This window comes from candidate division TA06 bacterium, assembly GCA_016208585.1.
In the GTDB taxonomy this organism is placed as follows: domain Bacteria; phylum Edwardsbacteria; class AC1; order AC1; family EtOH8; genus UBA5202.
The window spans coordinates 1-17,491 of the sequence record JACQXR010000165.1 but is presented as its reverse complement, the minus strand read 5'-3'; the positions used below and the strand labels follow the sequence as shown (position 1 = coordinate 17,491).

The 17,491-nt window shown below is 50.7% G+C and carries 12 protein-coding genes and 1 pseudogene; 10 read left to right on the top strand and 3 right to left on the bottom strand.

What is annotated here, in order from left to right:
- The first annotated feature begins 52 nt into the window (after positions 1-52).
- The 4 genes and pseudogenes from HY768_11785 (at position 53) to HY768_11770 (ending at position 6,151) form a co-directional block, all read left to right on the top strand.
- Positions 53-1,884, top strand: a pseudogene (locus HY768_11785) (DEAD/DEAH box helicase family protein).
- A gap of 187 nt (positions 1,885-2,071) precedes the next feature.
- Positions 2,072-3,031, top strand: coding sequence for a hypothetical protein (locus HY768_11780; protein ID MBI4727873.1), 960 nt, complete (start codon positions 2,072-2,074; stop codon positions 3,029-3,031).
- 422 nt (positions 3,032-3,453) lie between these two features.
- Complete coding sequence (locus tag HY768_11775; GenBank protein MBI4727872.1) at positions 3,454-4,782, top strand: insulinase family protein; 1,329 nt, start codon at positions 3,454-3,456, stop codon at positions 4,780-4,782.
- A gap of 1 nt (position 4,783) precedes the next feature.
- Positions 4,784-6,151, top strand: a complete 1,368-nt coding sequence (locus tag HY768_11770; protein ID MBI4727871.1) for an insulinase family protein — start codon at positions 4,784-4,786, stop codon at positions 6,149-6,151.
- Between the two features lie 117 nt (positions 6,152-6,268).
- Here the strand turns inward: HY768_11770 and HY768_11765 are convergent, their stop codons facing one another.
- The 3 genes from HY768_11765 to HY768_11755 form a co-directional block, all read right to left on the bottom strand.
- Positions 6,269-10,582: a T9SS type A sorting domain-containing protein gene (locus HY768_11765; GenBank protein ID MBI4727870.1), complete on the bottom strand. Its 4,314-nt coding sequence runs from the start codon at positions 10,580-10,582 to the stop codon at positions 6,269-6,271.
- A gap of 191 nt (positions 10,583-10,773) precedes the next feature.
- Positions 10,774-11,160, bottom strand: coding sequence for a hypothetical protein (locus HY768_11760; GenBank protein ID MBI4727869.1), 387 nt, complete (start codon positions 11,158-11,160; stop codon positions 10,774-10,776).
- A 2-nt stretch (positions 11,161-11,162) separates the two neighbouring features.
- Positions 11,163-12,683 (bottom strand): tetratricopeptide repeat protein, encoded by a 1,521-nt coding sequence (locus tag HY768_11755; GenBank protein ID MBI4727868.1) that lies wholly within the window; start codon positions 12,681-12,683, stop codon positions 11,163-11,165.
- Between the two features lie 270 nt (positions 12,684-12,953).
- On the opposite strand from HY768_11755, the gene trxA reads away from it, so the two are divergent.
- The 6 genes from trxA (at position 12,954) to HY768_11725 (ending at position 16,858) form a co-directional block, all read left to right on the top strand.
- Entirely contained in the window at positions 12,954-13,280 is a 327-nt protein-coding gene (trxA, locus tag HY768_11750) for a thioredoxin (GenBank protein ID MBI4727867.1), read from the top strand.
- Between the two features lie 249 nt (positions 13,281-13,529).
- Positions 13,530-14,459, top strand: coding sequence for a thioredoxin-disulfide reductase (trxB, locus tag HY768_11745; GenBank protein MBI4727866.1), 930 nt, complete (start codon positions 13,530-13,532; stop codon positions 14,457-14,459).
- Between the two features lie 87 nt (positions 14,460-14,546).
- Positions 14,547-14,927 carry a desulfoferrodoxin gene (locus tag HY768_11740; GenBank protein ID MBI4727865.1) on the top strand — a complete coding sequence of 127 codons (381 nt, stop codon included), beginning with the start codon at positions 14,547-14,549 and terminating at the stop codon, positions 14,925-14,927.
- A gap of 208 nt (positions 14,928-15,135) precedes the next feature.
- Positions 15,136-15,711, top strand: a complete 576-nt coding sequence (locus HY768_11735) for a rubrerythrin family protein (GenBank protein ID MBI4727864.1) — start codon at positions 15,136-15,138, stop codon at positions 15,709-15,711.
- Complete coding sequence (locus HY768_11730; protein MBI4727863.1) at positions 15,711-16,118, top strand: OsmC family protein; 408 nt, start codon at positions 15,711-15,713, stop codon at positions 16,116-16,118. Before HY768_11735 ends, HY768_11730 begins: the two co-directional genes overlap by 1 nt.
- 224 nt (positions 16,119-16,342) lie before the next feature.
- Positions 16,343-16,858, top strand: a complete 516-nt coding sequence (locus tag HY768_11725) for a DUF255 domain-containing protein (GenBank protein MBI4727862.1) — start codon at positions 16,343-16,345, stop codon at positions 16,856-16,858.
- Positions 16,859-17,491 lie beyond the last annotated feature (633 nt).

The following is a 17,491-nucleotide window of genomic DNA, read 5'->3' as shown; positions in this document are numbered from 1 at the left end:
TCCTCGATGCTTTTGGGAAACATCGTACATTGATTGCGATCTCCATGCCGATATGCCATGGCCTGCTCCTTTTTCTATTACAGGTAATTATAGCATATTCGGCATTGTTTGTCATTTCCTCTCTTATTATGACACAGTCTGCTGGCGCGAGGGCAACTACCAGGGCGCTACGCCCACCACCCAGCGCCTTCTGCAATACTGGTTCTCCGAAGACTACCTAGCCTTCGGCTAACCCTTTTCCTATTGGTTCGCCCAGCGCGAGGCCATCGAAACCCTGATCTACACCTACGAAGTCCTTAAAAAACGCAATTTCATAGACCTGGCCCGCGATTTCGGCGAGGGGCCGATAATGGGCTATGACCCCTCGTTCGACCAATACCCGCTTTACGCCTTTAAAATGGCCACCGGAAGTGGCAAAACATTCGTCATGGCCCTGTGCATGGTCTGGCAGTACTTGAACCACCAATATGAAAAGTCCGAAGACTATACCTCAAAGTTCCTGCTGATAGCCGGTGAGAAGAATGTAATCTACGACCGGCTGTGCCGGGATTTCGTGGCCGGAAAGGTTTTCAAACAACTGCCTTTGATACCGCCGGAGTGGGAGGACGATTTCAACCTGCAGGTCATAACCAAGGAAGACCCGATCCACGTGGTCCCTGTGGGCGTGCTGTTCCTTACCAATATCCAGCAGCTGGAAAAACGGGAGGGCAAGGGCAAGGAGACCGAGGAATACGTGGACGGCCTGATGGCCCTGCCCCAGGTCCGCAACGTCAGCGACATCTACCAAGAGAACCGTATTCGGGAAGTACTATCGCTCTGCCCCAACATCGCTATTCTAAAGGACGAGGTCCACCATATTTACAACGTGGAAAGGAATGGAAGAAGATACTTTTAAACCTCCACAAAAAACTGCAGAAGGATCATGGCCGGGGCATAAACATGGAGCTGGACTTTTCGGCCACGCCCCGCAACGAGAACGGGGCCTTGTTTCCCTGGATCATCTCCGACTTCACCCTAAGGGAGGCCATAGAGCAGAACATAGTCAAGCACCCTTTAAGGGGCATCGTCAAAAAGGCCGAGGAGATAGCTTCAAAAAAAGCGGTGGAGCGTTACCGGGCCTGGATAGACGCCGGGATCCGGCGCTGGCGGGAATACAAAAAGGCCCTGACAGAACTGAACAAGAAGCCGGTGATATTCTTTCAGTGCTCCAATAACGACGAGGCGGACGAGATATACCGCTATGTCAACGCCGTGCCCGACCTCAAGGGCAAGACACTTTTAATACACACCGACAGCACCGGCGAGATCAAGAAGGAATCCATCCCCCAGGCCCGGGAATTCGCCAAGACCATTGACTCCAACCAAAACCCCCACAGCGCCATTGTCAGCACCATGATGCTTAACGAGGGCTGGGATGTGCGCAACGTCAACGTCATCGTAGGCTTAAGGCCCTACGGCGGCCACAGGAATGTGCTGGCCGAACAGGTGATTGGCCGGGGCTTGAGAAAAATGTTCCCCAACGAACCGGCCAGTGCCGACCCCAACCAGTCGGCCATCAATATCCTGGAGGTCATCGGGCCGCCGGGCCTGACCCAGATACTGGAAGAATTGGAGCAGTTGGAGGGCATAAAGTTCGCCGAATTCGAGGCCGGAAAGGATTTGAGCCTGACCACCATTTTCGTCAACGAGAAGAAACTGAAATACGACATCGAATTGCCCATACTAAGCCCCCGGATAGTCATCCGTGAATTCAACGCCGATGACCTGGACATTGACGAAGTGCCCTTGCTGGGTGTGCCCTTGGAGAATGACCCCGCCGCAAGCGGTCGGGGTATTGAAAATGAATCAAATGTCAAAACCCCAAAATCCAAATATATTGCTTGACACATAAATATTGAAATGTTAAACTAATAACAGGACTACGGACTTCGGCAGACACATTCATCCGCCGCAGGCGGATTCAGTGCATGGTTTACCCTGAGCATACCTGTGGCGAGCGAAGTCGAACCAACCGAAGGGCTCAGTTGAACGATAAATGCTACTTTGAACAAACTGCCATCACGGCCGAATAATGAAAAAAATAATCCTTTCATCCTGCGCTTTGCTGTCCCTATGTGCCGGGCTGGCTGCGGCTGCCCCGCCCGCCACCGGCCCGGATTCGGTCTTTGTCGGAATTTACGTCAACCGGATCTATGACGTCTCCTTAAGGGACAATAAATTTTCGGTTGACTTCTACCTTTGGTTTCGCTGGAAGAATAAGGATCTGGATCCAATCAAGAGTTTTGAGATCGTGGGAGGCGAAAAGACCTTCAAATCGGAGCCCTACCGGTCAAAAGACAAAGAGATCAACTACGCCTTCAGCCGGGTCTCGGCGGTGATGACCCAGTACTGGGACGTCTCCGCCTTTCCCTTCGACGACCACGCGCTGACAGTGCAGATCGAGGACGGGGAGAACGAAACCGGGACTCTGGTCTACATACTGGACGCTGGTAACTTGGGCAAAAGCCCGGAGGTAAGGATCCCCGGCTGGTCTCTGGACAAGTTCTATTTTGGGGTGGTCCCCTATACCTATGCCACCAATTACGGCGACCCTTCGCTGCCGGTGGAAAACCAGTCTATATTTTCCCGATTCTACTGCTCGGTCCGGGTGATCCGGCCGGGCGCAGGCTATTTTATAAAATTGCTGTTCGGAATGTTCATAGCCGCCTTTATCGCCTTTCTGGCCTTCTTCATCAGGCCCACCGACCTGGATCCCCGGTTCGGGTTGGGGGTGGGCGGGATCTTTGCGGCGGTGGCCAGCCAGTACGTAATAACCTCGTCCCTGCCGGACACCAACATCATGACCATTGCCGACCAGTTGCACATGGCTACCTTCATATTCGTCTTTTTGTCCATTGCCGAATCTACCATTTCCCTGTGGCTGTTCAACTCCGGCCGGGAGCAGAGATCCAAGACCGTCGATCATTTCTGCCGCTATGCGGTGCCCATCTCGTATCTCGTCGTTTGCCTGATGATAGCGCTTTTCCGGTGAGTTGCCGCCAAAGGGGGTCAAATGTCTTGCCGCCTGATATCGGGACGGGGGAAGCCTGCGCTGGGGCTACCCTTGATTTTTTGGGATTAGGGAATTATAATAAATGTTTATTCTTAAATAAGCTTTGGAGCAGCATAAACGAGCGAAAAGACATGTGGTGAGCCTGTCGAACCATGCCAGACGAGGAATGCGAGTGAAGCGGATCCTACCGCGATACGGTGAATGAGCGTGACTAAAGTATGGCGGTTTTGCAGTCCGCCCGACGTAGCATTTGCGCAGTTGGGCCGTTTATGCCCAAATTGTTATTTGAGGATAAGCTCTAATTCTGATAAAATAACCGCTCCGTTCCCCACAAAGTACGGGCAGATGTTCGACCAACTTCTGGTGCATTTACAGTGCCACCTATCACATAAGGAGCATTGATGTCCAAAAAACTGGCCCTGATAACCCTATTACTATGCTTGGGTCTAAACTACGCTTTGGCTTTGGACACCCTGGCGGTCTATGAAGACAGCCTGGCCAACGGCCTGAAGATATTGGTGCTGGAAAAGCACGATCTGCCCATCGCCAGCTTCCAGGTTTGGTACCGGGTGGGCTCGCGCAACGAACGGCCGGGCATCACCGGGATCTCACATCTGCTGGAGCACATGATGTTCAAGGCCTCTGGTAAAATTGGCCCTGAAGATTTTACAAGGATAATCCAGAAATACGGGGGCCACGCCAATGGTTCTACATCCAAAGATTACACTTTTTACTATGAGAACATTGCGGTGGAGTTCCTGCCCCAGATGATGGAATTGGAGGCCGGGCGGATGCACGACCTCAAGTTAGATTCGCTGGAGTTCGAATCCGAACGCCAGGTGGTAATGGAGGAGCGGCGGCTTCGGGAGAACTCCCCCTGGGGCCGGCTGGTGGAGGAGACTGAAGCTGCCGCCTTCATGGCCCATCCCTATGGAATCCCCACTTTAGGCTGGATGTCCGATTTGAAAGCCATGACCCTGGACGACCTCCGCAGCTATTATGACACCTATTATGCGCCGAACAACGCCACCTGCGTGATCGTCGGTGACATCAAGCCGGGGGCTGCGGTCCAGCAGGTGCAGAAGTATTTCGGTGATATTCCCCGTGGGGCCAAGCCGCCCCCGGGGGTCCGCACTGTGGAACCGGAGCAGCGGGGCGAACGCCGGGTGACGGTGCAGAGGCAAGCCCAGACGCCGCTGCTGATAATCGCCTACCATGGATGCACCTCGGGCTCATACGACGAGGTCGTGCTGGACCTGCTTTTAGGCATCCTCTCCGAAGGACAGAGCTCCAGATTTTACCAAAGCCTGGTCTACCAGCAGAAGGTGGCCCTTTATGCCGAGTCCTACAACGACGCCCGGAGGGATCCCGGCCTGTTCATGCTCTATGCCGCGCCCATCGCCGGCCGTAGCACGCTGGAACTGGAGCAGAGCCTTTACGCCGAGCTGGAGAAGGTCAAGAAGGAAGGCGTCACTGCCGGGGAGCTGGAGAAAGCCAGGAATCAGAAGAGGGCGGGCTATATCTTTTCCCGGCAGGGAAATGCCGGGCTGGGCGAGCAGCTGGGGTCGGCCGCCACCAGGCACGGCTGGCATGACGTCAATAAATACCTCAAGGACCTGGAAAAAGTGACGCCCGAAGACATAAAACAGGCAGCCCAAAAATACCTTACGGCCGATAACCGCACCGTGGCCACGCTTGTTCCCCAGGCCGTAAAGGGACAGGAGAAATAAAATGAAAAGCAAGATATCATCTGTTGTATTATCTTTGATCCTCATTGCTTCCTTCGGCCGGTTGCAGGCCCAAACATACTGGAAACCGCCCCGGCCCCAAAAAACCGTGCTAGCCAACGGTCTGACCCTGTTGGTGGTGGAAAGGCACAACCTGCCGGTGGTGGTGGTCAAGGCCATGATCCGTGGCGGCAGCGCCTGCGACCCTGGGGAACTGCCGGGCCTAGCCAACTTTACTGCCGAGATCCTTGACAAGGGGACCAAGATCAGGACCGCCCAGGACATAGCCCAGATGTTCGATTGGATGGGGGCGGTATACGAAAACAGTTGTGATTACGACGCCTCATATTTTTCGCTGGCCTTTTTGAGCCGGGATCTGGGGCAGGTTTTGCCGGTATTCATGGATCTGCTGCAGAACCCCAAGGTGGACTCGGCTGAGGTGGAACGGCTTCGCAACCAGCTATTATCCAATATCCAGGACGACCGGGACCAGCCTGAGACCATCGGCCGCCAGGCCTTCGATTCCCTGCTGTACCGAGGCCATCCCTACAGCCGTCCGGTCTATGGCCAGGAGGCGGCTCTGGCTAGGATCGGGGCTTCCGACATCGTTTCTTTCCACGGGAAATATTTCGTTCCCAACAATACAGTGATCGCCGTAGTGGGGGATATCAAACCGGCCAAGATTTCGGAGCTTTTAAAAAAACTGACCAAAAACTGGCTAAAAGCGGAAGTTCCGCCCGTAATTTTTGATCAGATTCCCAAAATCAATCGGCCCGGCCTGCAGATGATCCATCGGCCCATCAGCCAGGCCTATGTGGTGCTGGGCTTTCTGGGCCCCAAGCGCCTCGATCCCGATTATCAGGCGGCCCGGCTGATGAACTACATCCTGGGCGGCGGAGGTTTTGTTTCCCGTCTCTTTACCAAAATCAGGGTGCAGCAGGGCCTGGCGTACGACGTTGATTCTTACTTTTCCCCCCGGCTGGACTACGGTCCCTATGCTTTTACCGTTCAGACCAAATGCCAGACCGCCGATACCGCCCTTAAAACCATGCTGCTGGAAATAGAGCGGATCCAAAAAGAGCCGGTTTCGGACCAGGAATTGCTGGAGGCCAAAGCCTATTTCCGGGGCAGCTATCCTTTCCGTTACGAAACCAACGAACAGATCGCCGGACAAATATTAGGGGCCGAACTTTACGGCTTAAGCCCCGATCAGGTAATCAAGGACCTGGAAGCCATTCAAAAGGTCACCAAGGAAGATCTGCTGCAGTCCGCCCAACGCCTGTTGAAGCCCCGGAACTACATCGTTGCCATGGCCACGGACACAGCCATTACCAAGATCAATATTCCGGGATTGACGGTAGAAAAGAAATAATGCCGGGCAAATCAACCGAAAACAAATAAGAGGAATAAAAAAAGACAGATTTTAAAAACCTGTCTTTAAAAGGCCAAAGCATTTTGCTTTGGCCTTTTGGGAATAATGGGTTCAATGTTATTTCAGTACCACCAGCTTCTTGGTGTTGTCAAACCCATTGGCCTGGATGCGGTAGAAATAAACGCCAGAAGCTGCTTGCTTTCCGGCTTCGTCCTTGCCGTTCCAGCTTACATTGTAATACCCAGGCTGCTTACTTTCGTTCACCAAAGTTTTTACCAACTGCCCGGAAATATTGTAAACCTTAAGGCTTACATTCCCCGGCTTGGTTACCGCATACTGAATAGTGGTCGGCTGGCTGCCAAAGGGATTCGGCGCATTTTGGCATAATTGGTTAATCAACGGCAATGTTACGGGAGCGGTAAAAGCGGTTTGGGTTCCGCCATCAGTCTTTTCAGTAGAAGTTGGCTTGCTGAACTCATACAATTTGACATCGGTAGCCATAGCATATTTGCCATTGATGTTTTTAACCGTCAATACAATGCTCCCATCTTTGGCATACCATTGCCGCGGCACCAAAACTTCAACAGTAGTGGGCTGGCCGGCTTTGACCTTGGTGGTGGCTACGGTCTGTTTGTCTACTTTTAGCTGTTCATGCCAGATGGGTTTGTTAGACTGGCCTTTGGCATTGCTTTCAACATTTTCAAAATAATAGGTTACGGATACTTTGTAGTCTTTATTGCTGTTTAGATTGTCAAACTTGTAAGCCACTTCTTCTGCGCCGTAATCAATGCTTTGATATGATGCCGGACCGAATACTTTGTAGCCGTCCCGGCTGATGTTGAAGGGCGAAGCAAGCACCTGTCCTCCGTCAATATAAATTTTAGCTACGGGTTGAACGACAGACTTGTCAAACCTGACTTTAAAAGGAATAGCCTCGTTTTGTGTCCATATTACAAATGCTTTGGTCGTATCTATTGTTTGGCTAAACGTTGCCTGGGGGTAGTTGCAAAGGCTGTCATCAGTAGTTATTCTTTGCTTGGTGCTGTCTGGCCAGCCCGCGCCGTCAATATATCTCTTGCGATATATTTGATATGTGCCGCTGGAATCATCGGCCCAATAAGCATAGCCAGCCATTGTAGTAACAGGGTTAATAGAATTTGAGGTATTATTGCTTATATTTTCGGCGGTCGTCCAAGTGTTGGCCGAAATGATCAATATCCTGTTATAGATATCGTATTGGCCGCCGTTGTTTTCTTCCCAGGTAACGCTCAACTTATCGCCATAAACATTAATCATAGGATGCTGGGCAACAAGGGATGATTGGGAAAGATTGATGGGCGTTCCCCAAACGCCAGCAATTCGGGCAAGATAATATATTTCATACGCAGCTACATATACTAAATGGACGTTATTGCTGTCATCAATGGCCAACATTGGGGTTTTGCCTGAAAGGGCCAACGTTTCTACAACAGCAACCGTTGCGTTAACAACAGGGAACTTAACCAACTGTATTTCACCTTCGTCAGTTTCCTCGTTTACCGGAAGGTTATAACCTGCATAACACACAAAAGCAGTGTCGGTATGGTCTATTGCCATACTTACGCGCGAAATTGTGCAAACCTGCGGCAACACAATTGGCAGCCAAGGTGACGTTTTGCGAACAAAACTTATGGGGCCAGCGCCGCCGCCCCAGGCAACGCAAGGATGGCCGGAAGTGTCAAGGTCTATAACCGGATTGCGGCCGCAACCTATGGCAGTATCAACAGCCCAAGAATGGCCGGCATCCGTAGAGTTGGTGTAAAATAAATTATAATCAGAAGTTGAGACAACATAGGGGCCTTGGTAAATCAAATGCATATTTGAATTAACGGGATCGTAAATTAATTTGGCGTTATTATTATACCCGGTGGCATACGGAACTTTTGTGAGAAACTGTATATGAGGTATTCTAACAGCGGAAGTGTTTGAATAGAAGCTTTCCTCGTCGGCGGAATCAACCGCCGTGATACGGTAAAAATAGGTGGTGTTTTCTTGTACGGTATTGTCGGCGTAATTTGTGTCTGTAACCAAGTTAGCATTGATTTTATAGTAGTGCGTGACCAATGAATCATACCGGTAAATATTATAACCCACGGCGCTTGATTTGGATGGGGCTGATTTAGCGCCGCCCGAAGAACCCGGCTTCCAAGATAACGCCGAAGACCAGGGATAGGCCGAATCGCATGTGCTTGTAAGCGACTTAGGTCTCAATGGAATATCCACCCCGTGATGGGCTAAAATACTTTCCATGCCGTCATAATGCTCATAGCTTTCGGCGGGGTGAGCCGGAGGATTTTTCCAGCCTCTTAAAAAACTGCCTATTGAATAGCTATGGCATGTGTCATAAGCATGATAATTATCAAAAATATCCCAAATATAGCCCGTACCAAGCGAAAGTGAATCCGCAAAAAGGCTATCATTGGGATACGGTATTTCGTCAAACCCATCATAAATATCCCACAAAATACCGGACAGAGAGCCTTCACAGAAAGGCCCTGGCTGGAAGGTATAAACTGAATTACCCCTGTAGTCCCAAGGATTTTCAATGTTTTTATAGTCTGATTGGTCGTAAAGAACCGATAGGCCGCCTAATGTATTTATTATCAGGGTATCAAAACCGGAACCAACACGACAACGGCTTGACCAATAATTTGCCCAGCCTTCAACATAAGCCGTTGTTGTATATATAACATCGTTTGTCCACCAATCATGTACAGGAGCAATTTTATCGAACTTGGATTGGTCAATATATGCATAATAATCGTTTAAAAAATGTCCGTATTCGTGAAGAATGACATCATCATCCCATTCGTCAGAACCACCAGCAGAGATCATGGCGGTGTCACCATTTACAAAAATATGTTCCGGAGTCCATTTGTAATGTGTAGTGCTGTCGTATCCCGGCTCCCAAAATACGCGCAATTCTCTATCGGGTGCAGGTGAATTGAAATTTCTGGCTTCATACAAAGTAGAATAAATATTAACTGCACCACTTTTGGGTTGATGACGAACGCTCGTAGTTGTTTCTGGCCAGCAAATGCCGAAATCACAAAGACCACCCGGTGCAAGTACATTTGCTAAAGGACTATCACTACGGGGCTCAAACCATATTGTTGTATCCCGCGGACTGCGCCAAGTACTGAAAAGGGAAACTGGGTCTGACACTTTAAGCAGTTCACTAAAACGATCTGGCCCCCACGTGAAAAGAATGGGATATGCCCTAACGCTTGTAGCCCCACTTGGTATTAGCTCGGTTGAGATAGTAAAAGAACCATCATCACCAGTCGTCCCCCAGCCAACCCATATTGCGCCTTGACCAGACCAATAGGCCCTTATACCAACCTCAGCATTCTTAACCGGCTTCACGTTGTATGCAAATTGCAATTTATCAAGATCATATATATGATCTTGATATTTCCAATAACCTACGAACGTCGTCGAAAGTTTAGAACCATCCCCCCCACTACTATTGCAAACAATAGCACCATTATTAACATCATCACGAAAAAATTGGGGGTCTGTACTACTCCTATCCCATTTACCATTATTGCTTTTTATAAAATTTATAAACCATTTCTCTTTTACGCTGGATCCTTCCCTTTGAGCCTTTAACCAACCTTTGCTTAAGAGAATTTTTATTCTTTCATCATCCGTGGCTTTGGGGTCCCCCACAGCATTGACTATTAGCTTTATGTTATCTGCGTGAAGGCACAATGCTTCAGAATCGGTGAGTGCTGGTTCTAATGTTTTCATATTGGCGGCAATTTGTCTGTTGGTTATTTCAAAACTCTGGTCTGGCACATTTAACCATTCACCGTCTATATGATTATATTTCCAAAATATTTTACGTAATTTGAGTGGCCCATTGACCATTTCGTCCCAATCAGATAATGTGCCTAATTGGCCAGTAGCTTTATCAATGAGATATAGCTGTTTCCTTGGGTCTGCGCAAACGCCAATACCTTTGCCGTTAATTTTGTCATATGAAAGAACGCCGAGTGAAAAACCAACGCTTTTAGCTTTATTATATAATAAAGCATGCGGGGCAGAATGTATTATAATACTTGCTTCAAATGTTTTTACCTCCCCTTTGGTTATGCTAAACTTAATCCCCTTGTTTTCATTATCTACGGTGCCGTTGCCTTTAAGGGGTGAAACTATTTCCACTATTTCCGCCGGAGCGCCAAATGTGTTAATGGAAGCGTAGGCGTTCGTAGCGCTTTTGTCGCCGCTTACTTTCCATTTTACATTAATAACTTGACCTATTTTAGGTCTCGCGGGTATTAATTCCATTTCTATTTTGTAAGTGTAATCTGCAATCTTTGAGGAGGAAGCATTTAGACCCGTCACAAAGAAAAGAATTGCAACGATGCAAAATAGTGACTTTTTCATTTCCGTTTCTCCTTTTGTTTTTGGGTTAAGTTCTTGTTGGTTCCCGGTAATAGTGTAGTATAAACGGCGGAAGAAGTCAAGCTATGTTTTCAAATAAAATGTTTGCTACGATCAAAAGTAAATTGCTTACCTTACCTTATAAATTCCCCAGTCTTTTACATCGGCATCTGAGCTCATGATAAGAGAAAAAATTATTTTCCTTCTTCGTCCGGAGTTTCCAGATCATCCAAAGTCATCTCCCTGAAGGTGGAGGATTTTAATATCTGGCCCATCAGGGGGTCTTTATTGGGCTGGGAATCAGTTCCCAGCTCATCTAGAGTGAACTCCCGGGCGCCCACGCCTATTTTGGCTGCCGGATCGATTTCCGGCGGCGGCTCAAAGCGGCGGGGAGCTTCCACCTGGACCTCCGGCTGGTTTTGGATGGCCGGCTCGGCCGGAGCCTTGGCGTAATGAATGATCCCCATGGCCTGCTCAGGCGACTTGGCAGCCTCCTTGGACTGCGGCAGAAGTTCCTTGAGCCGGCTGGCCGTTCGTTCCGACTCCAGAGCCTGTTCTATTTTTTTTAAGGCCTCATCCATTCTTATGTCCGTTTGGCCCGGTAAATGGATACTTTGCGCCGGGCTTCGTCGTTGGTGGGCTGAACCGCCAGCACCTTTTCCCAGGACTTGATGGCCAGGTCGAATTTTTCCATCTCCTCGTAGGCCGTTCCCAGGTTCAGATAGGCTAGCGAATAATCGGCCTGCCGGGCGATGGCCTGGTTGAAATACTCCACCGCCTGCTGGTAATCCTTTTTTCCCTTGTAAAGGCAGCCCAGGTTGTTATAGGCCTCAGGGGCTTCGGGAGAGAGCTCCACCGCTTTTTTGAAGGCGGCCACCGCTTCCTCGCGCCGGCCTTGATCGCTTAAGGCCAGGCCAAGATTGTTGAATGCTTCGTAAAAATCCGGACGGATGTCTATGGCTTTTTTGAACTGGGCTTCGGCCCCGGAAAGCTCCCGGCGGTAATAAAGCATTACGCCCCGGTCGTTGTTCTCCTCGGCCTGCCTGAGGCGGCGCTCATTGCCCGCCTGGCGCTGTTCGTTGCGCTGGGCCTCCAATACGGCCAGCAAGGCCTCCTGGGCCTGGGCCAGCCGCTGTTCCACCGCCTCCAGATTGTCGCCTGGTTTTGACTCGGCCAGAGTCTTTATACCAGAGACCATCTGCTCCAAAGCCAAGACCAGTTTGCCGGCATGGGCTGACTGTTCTGTCAGTGATTTCTCGGCCAGGCTGACCTGCTGTTCCTTAAGCTCCTGCTGGCCTCGGACCAACCCGGAAAGCATCTGGGTAAGGCTCAAGTTCTGTTCCGATTGCCGCTGGGTGTCCTCCAGCATTAATTCCAGTATGCTGGAAAATTTTTCCTGGCTTTGGGTCAGGGCTTCCTTGATGGCTGCCAGCTGCTCTTCCGTCTGGCCGTTTTCCTGCCGTCCGGCCAAGGCCTCCTTTATGGCATCCAGCTTGGCGCCCAACTTGTCTCCGTCCTGGGCCTGCTGGGCTTCCTGGGCCGCCCTTTTCTGCTGATCCTCCAAAGTCAGTTCCAGAATATCGCTGAATTTGGATTGGGATATCTTGAGTTCTTCGGTCAGCCCGGCCAACAGCTGGTGGACCTGGGACAGGTCGGCTTCGGGCAAGTCCGCCAGTTTCTCGCTGATCTGGCTCAAAGGTTGTTTCAGTTCCGAAAGGTCCAAAGCCTGCCCTTCGCCGCCCTTTGCGGACAGGGAGTTTTTGACGGCCTCGGCCAGCCGGTCGATGGCCTCGTTGGTGGCGTCGGTCTTCTTCAGTATATGAAGCAGGGTGGCGGCGGTGTTCTCCTTGATCTCCTTAAGCTCGGCCACGACCGATCCGGTTTTACCAGCCTCCTCCGATAGCTCGTCCGGCTTACGCATCTTTTTATTGATCACCGGCAGCGAGCACTTTTGGGCCTCGGCGTCGAAGATCTCGCATTCGGCGCCCAGGCAGTCCCGCAGCTCAGACAAAGGATGCTCCTTTTCCTCCAGCAGCTTGTCGTCGGCGTCGTACTTAAGCTTTTTAACCACCTGCTTGAATGTTATGAACGGGCACTTATTCATCAGTCGCTATTCTCCGTAATTGAAAGTTTAAGATAACATAAACTTTAAGCTAAGTCAATATGTTTTTACAATAATCTCTTCTTTCCCCGGCCAGTCCAACCGATTTAAAGGATTTTTGATAATGTCCCTTGACTTTGCTTAAAAATTGGTCTAAACTTGAACCTATATAATTTTACCGGAGTAGAGATGGGACCCATAAACGATAATATTGGCATACAGGTAAATTTACAGATAACAAAATCAATCAATAAATATACGGGAGATCTTAAAATGGGGGCAATACATCTAACCGACATCAACTTTGACCAGGAGGTTTTAAAGTCCAATATCCCGGTGCTGGTTGATTTTTGGGCGTCCTGGTGCGGGCCCTGCCGGATGGTGGGACCGATCGTAGAAGAATTATCCAACGACTACCAGGGAAAGGTCAAGATAACCAAGGTGGACGTGGACGCCAACCCGGAAAAATCAGGACAGTTCGGGATCCGGAGCATTCCCACCATGCTGATATTCAAGAACGGCCAGATCATAGATACCCTGATTGGCGCCATGCCTAAGGAAGCCATTGCCGCCAGGCTGGATGCGGCCAGAGCCAAGTAATTTCCGATTCTATAGCATCTTAAAAAATATTTACCCAAAGGAGTTTAATTCCTGAAAAGGAACGAGACACGGCAGACCGGATATTGATAACTTGTCTATAAACAATAACATATAGTGTTGTACTTCACTGTTGAATCTGCCAACGATTAAAATAAGATCAGAATATTACTCCCAGAATCATTTTGCGGCCGTTGCCGGCGAAGCTGCGGGGTGTTCCAGGAAGTTGAAAACTCCGGTGATCATTCGAAAATGAGCGATACTAAAAATTACGATATAACCATTCTTGGCGCTGGTCCGGCCGGACTGACCGCCGGGCTTTATACCGGACGGGGCGGCCTTAAAACGGCGATCATAGAAAAGATGATGCCCGGCGGCCTGGTGGCCAACACCGAGCGGATCGACAACTATCCCGGATTTCCCGAAGGCATCTCGGGCTATGAACTGGCCCAAAGGATGGAACAGCAGGCCAAAAAGTTCGGGGCCGAGGTCATTTCCGCCCAGGCCGAAAGCGTCGTTCCCGAAAATAAATACCTGTTGATAAAACTTTCCGACGGCCGCACCATAAAATCCCGGGCCTTGATCATCGCCACCGGAGCATTGCCCAAGACCCTGGGCGTGCCGGGCGAAAAGGAATTGCTGGGCAAGGGGGTCTCCTACTGCGCCGTCTGCGACGGGGCTTTTTTCAAAAACCAGCCGGTGGCGGTGCTGGGCGGCGGCGATTCGGCGGTACAGGAGGCCGTTTACCTGGCAGGCCTGGCCTCCAAGGTGACCGTAATCCACCGGCGCAATGTTTTAAGGGCGGCCGATTCCATCCAAAAGGTGGCCTTCGCCAATAACAAGATTGACTTTGCCTGGAACAAAGATATTTTGGCCATTGAGGGCGCCAGCCAGGTAACGGGCGTCAAAATAATGGACAAGCAAACCCTGAAGGAAGGAATGATCCCGGTTTCCGGCGCATTCATCTATGTGGGATACCAGCCCAGCAGCGACCTGGTGCGCCGGCTCGTCAAAACCGATGAGCAGGGTTATATAATTACCGACGACCGCATGGCCACCTCGCTCCCCGGGATCTTTGCCTGCGGGGACGTCCGGCAAAAGCTGGTCCGGCAGGTCTCCAGCGCGGTGGGCGACGCCGCCGCCGCCGCCATTGCCGCCCAGCAGTATATAAAATTCCTATAAGGACAGGGCGGGCCCTGTCCCAAAAGCATACAACCCAATAATCAGAGTAAGGGCCGATATATCGGCCCCAACCGAAGGAGAACTATCATGGCCGAAAGAAACCAAGTCTATAAATGCGAAATATGCGGTAATATAGTGGAAGCGCTGCATGGCGGCAAGGGCGAGCTGGTCTGCTGCGGCCAGCCGATGAAGCTGTTCACCGAGAACACCGTTGACGCCGCCAAGGAGAAACATCTGCCGGTGATTGAAAAAACCGCCTCCGGTTGGAAGGTCAAGGTCGGCTCGGTGGCGCACCCCATGGAGGACAAGCACCACATCGAATGGGTCGCCATCTACGGCGGGGACAGGGTCCACCGCAAGTACCTCAAGCCCGGCGACGCTCCGGAGGCCGAGTTCCTGTGCCCGGCCAAGGAAATCACCGCCAAGGAATTCTGCAACCTGCACGGCCTGTGGTCGGCCAATGGGTGACCATTATTAGAAGGCCCTGCCTTCGCTAAAGCTACGACGGGCAGGCATGAAAGCAGGAATACCTTTTTCAAAGCCTTGTGCTTTCCTAATAAAAACAGGATACAAAGAGACACCAACCAAGAATTAACTTTTATCAGGAAGCCATGAAACCAGGAATATTCTTTTCCTGACCTCCTGGGTTCCTAATAAAATACTATAAGGAGAAAATATGAAAAGCCTGAAAAGATCCATGACCGAAAAGAATCTGCTGAAATCATTCGCCGGGGAATCCCAGGCCCGGAACCGCTACACCTACTTTGCCAGCGCCGCCCGCAAGGAGGGTTTTGAGCAGATCGCCAATTTCTTCATGGAAACGGCGGAGAATGAGAAGGAGCACGCCAAGGTATTCTTCAAACTGCTGGAGGGCGGAGAACTGGAGATCACCGCCTCATACCCGGCCGGGAAGATCGGCACCACCAAGGAGAACCTGGGGGCCGCGGCGGCCGGCGAGAACATGGAATGGACCACCATCTATTCCGATTTTGCCAAAACCGCCAGGGACGAGGGTTTCGAGGACGCGGCCGTGGCCTTCGAGCAGATCGCCAAAGTGGAAAAATTCCACGAATCCCGTTACCGCAAGCTGATCAACAACCTGGCCAACGGAGAGGCCTTCAAGAAGAAATCCTCGGTCAAATGGCACTGCATCAACTGCGGGTATGTCCACGAAGGAGCCGAGGCCCCCAAACAGTGTCCGGCCTGCAAGCATCCCCAGGCGTACTACGAAGTGCTGGCGGAGAACTACTGATGCCGTTAACGTTACAGTGGGTAAAAGACCTGCAATTCGTGGCCGAGGATGAGAAGGGCCACGGCCTAGTGGTGGAATCCAGAAAAGACGGGATTCCGGCCGGATTCGCTCCCATGCAGTTGGTACTGCTGGCTGCGGCCGGGTGCATGGCCATGGACATGGTTTCCATCCTGCAGAAGAAAAAAATGGATATCAAAGGGTTCCGGGTACTGATGGACGGAAAACGGGCCGAAGAGCATCCCAAAAGATTTACCGAAATGAATTTTGTTTACGAGGTCAAAGGCGATATCCCCAAAGAGGCGGTGGATGAGGCCATCAGGCTTTCCCAGGAAAAATACTGTTCGGTTTCGGCCACCATCCGGCAGGGGGCCGTAATGAACATCGAGAGCAAAGTGGTGGCCGGATGAACTTTGTTCCGAATATCCTGCCGGGCGCGGCCGTCGGGGGAGCGGTGGGATTTCTCTACTACAAATTCATCGGCTGCCTTAAGCGGGGGCCTGTCCCATTGCAGGCAATCCCTGGATATCCGCCTTTTGGTGGGTCATGATCGGCGGGTTTATCATGGCCGGGGGCAAATGACCAGGAGCGGAACGGCCCCGGAAAACAAAATACAAATCCAACGGAGTGTCAGATGAAAAAGTTGGCATTACTGGTCATAGTCTCACTGGCCATGCTGAGCAGCATTTCCTGCGCCGGCAACAAAAAAGAAAAGCCCAAAGCCGCAGCCGGTTCGGTTGCTTGGCTGGCGTGGGATCAGGCCATGGCGGCAGCCCAATCCGAAGGCAAGTTTATAGCGGTCGATGTCTACACCGACTGGTGCAAGTGGTGCAAGGTGATGGACGAGAAGACCTATGCCGACCCGGCGGTGACGGGGCTGATGAAGGAGAGCTTTGTGGCGGTCAAGCTGAATGCTGAGAGCGCCAATCCCGTCAACTTCCAAGGCAAAACCTACACCGAAATGGACCTGGCTCGCAGTTTCAACATCAGCGGATATCCCACCACCATGTTCCTGGCCAGCGACGGAACGGTTTTGGAGACCATCCCCGGATATATTGAAGCGCCGGTGTTCAAGAATATCCTGGATTATTTTGCTTCAAACTCCTATAAAAACACAAATTTGGATCAATATCTTTCCGGGAAACAATAGATGAGAAAAGTTTTAAACATCATTTTGGTAATCCTGGCCCTGGCCGCCATCGAATTGGGATATCTCCGCCGGGAGTGTAAGCAAATTTACATCAATGCCGTGGCTATCTGCTACTCCTGCATCGGACTGGAATAACCGGCTTCACCACTTCGTAAGTTATATACAAGTCTATCTCAGTGCAGGCCCTACCATCTTTCGCAAGGGGAGGGTTAGTCGTTGTTGATGAGTTCGGGAAAGTGATGTGGGTAAAAGTTTATCCCATCAAAGAACTGCCGGACGTGAAAGAGGTCATTAAGGCCATAAAGTAACAGGCTAACAGTAAAAGCCCTCCCTAAACGGGAGAGCTTTTTTGAGTTTAAGGGCAATCAAGAACCCTGCGGCAGAGACCGCAGGGTATGCAATTAGAACATCCGTAATTGCACTTCTTGCGGGTCTTCACCTTATTGCTTTATGTATCTTTCCACCACGCTCCAGTCGCCCCGGACTCCGACTGTTGCTACATACTAATCAGAGCATGTATTACCTGAAAAAAGCGTTAATTGTATCTTCCTGAAACAACAATCCGCGCAAACATTGAGTTTCAGGAGGATAGTCCTATAAATAATTTTGCAAACCAGTTGAATTATCGTGATC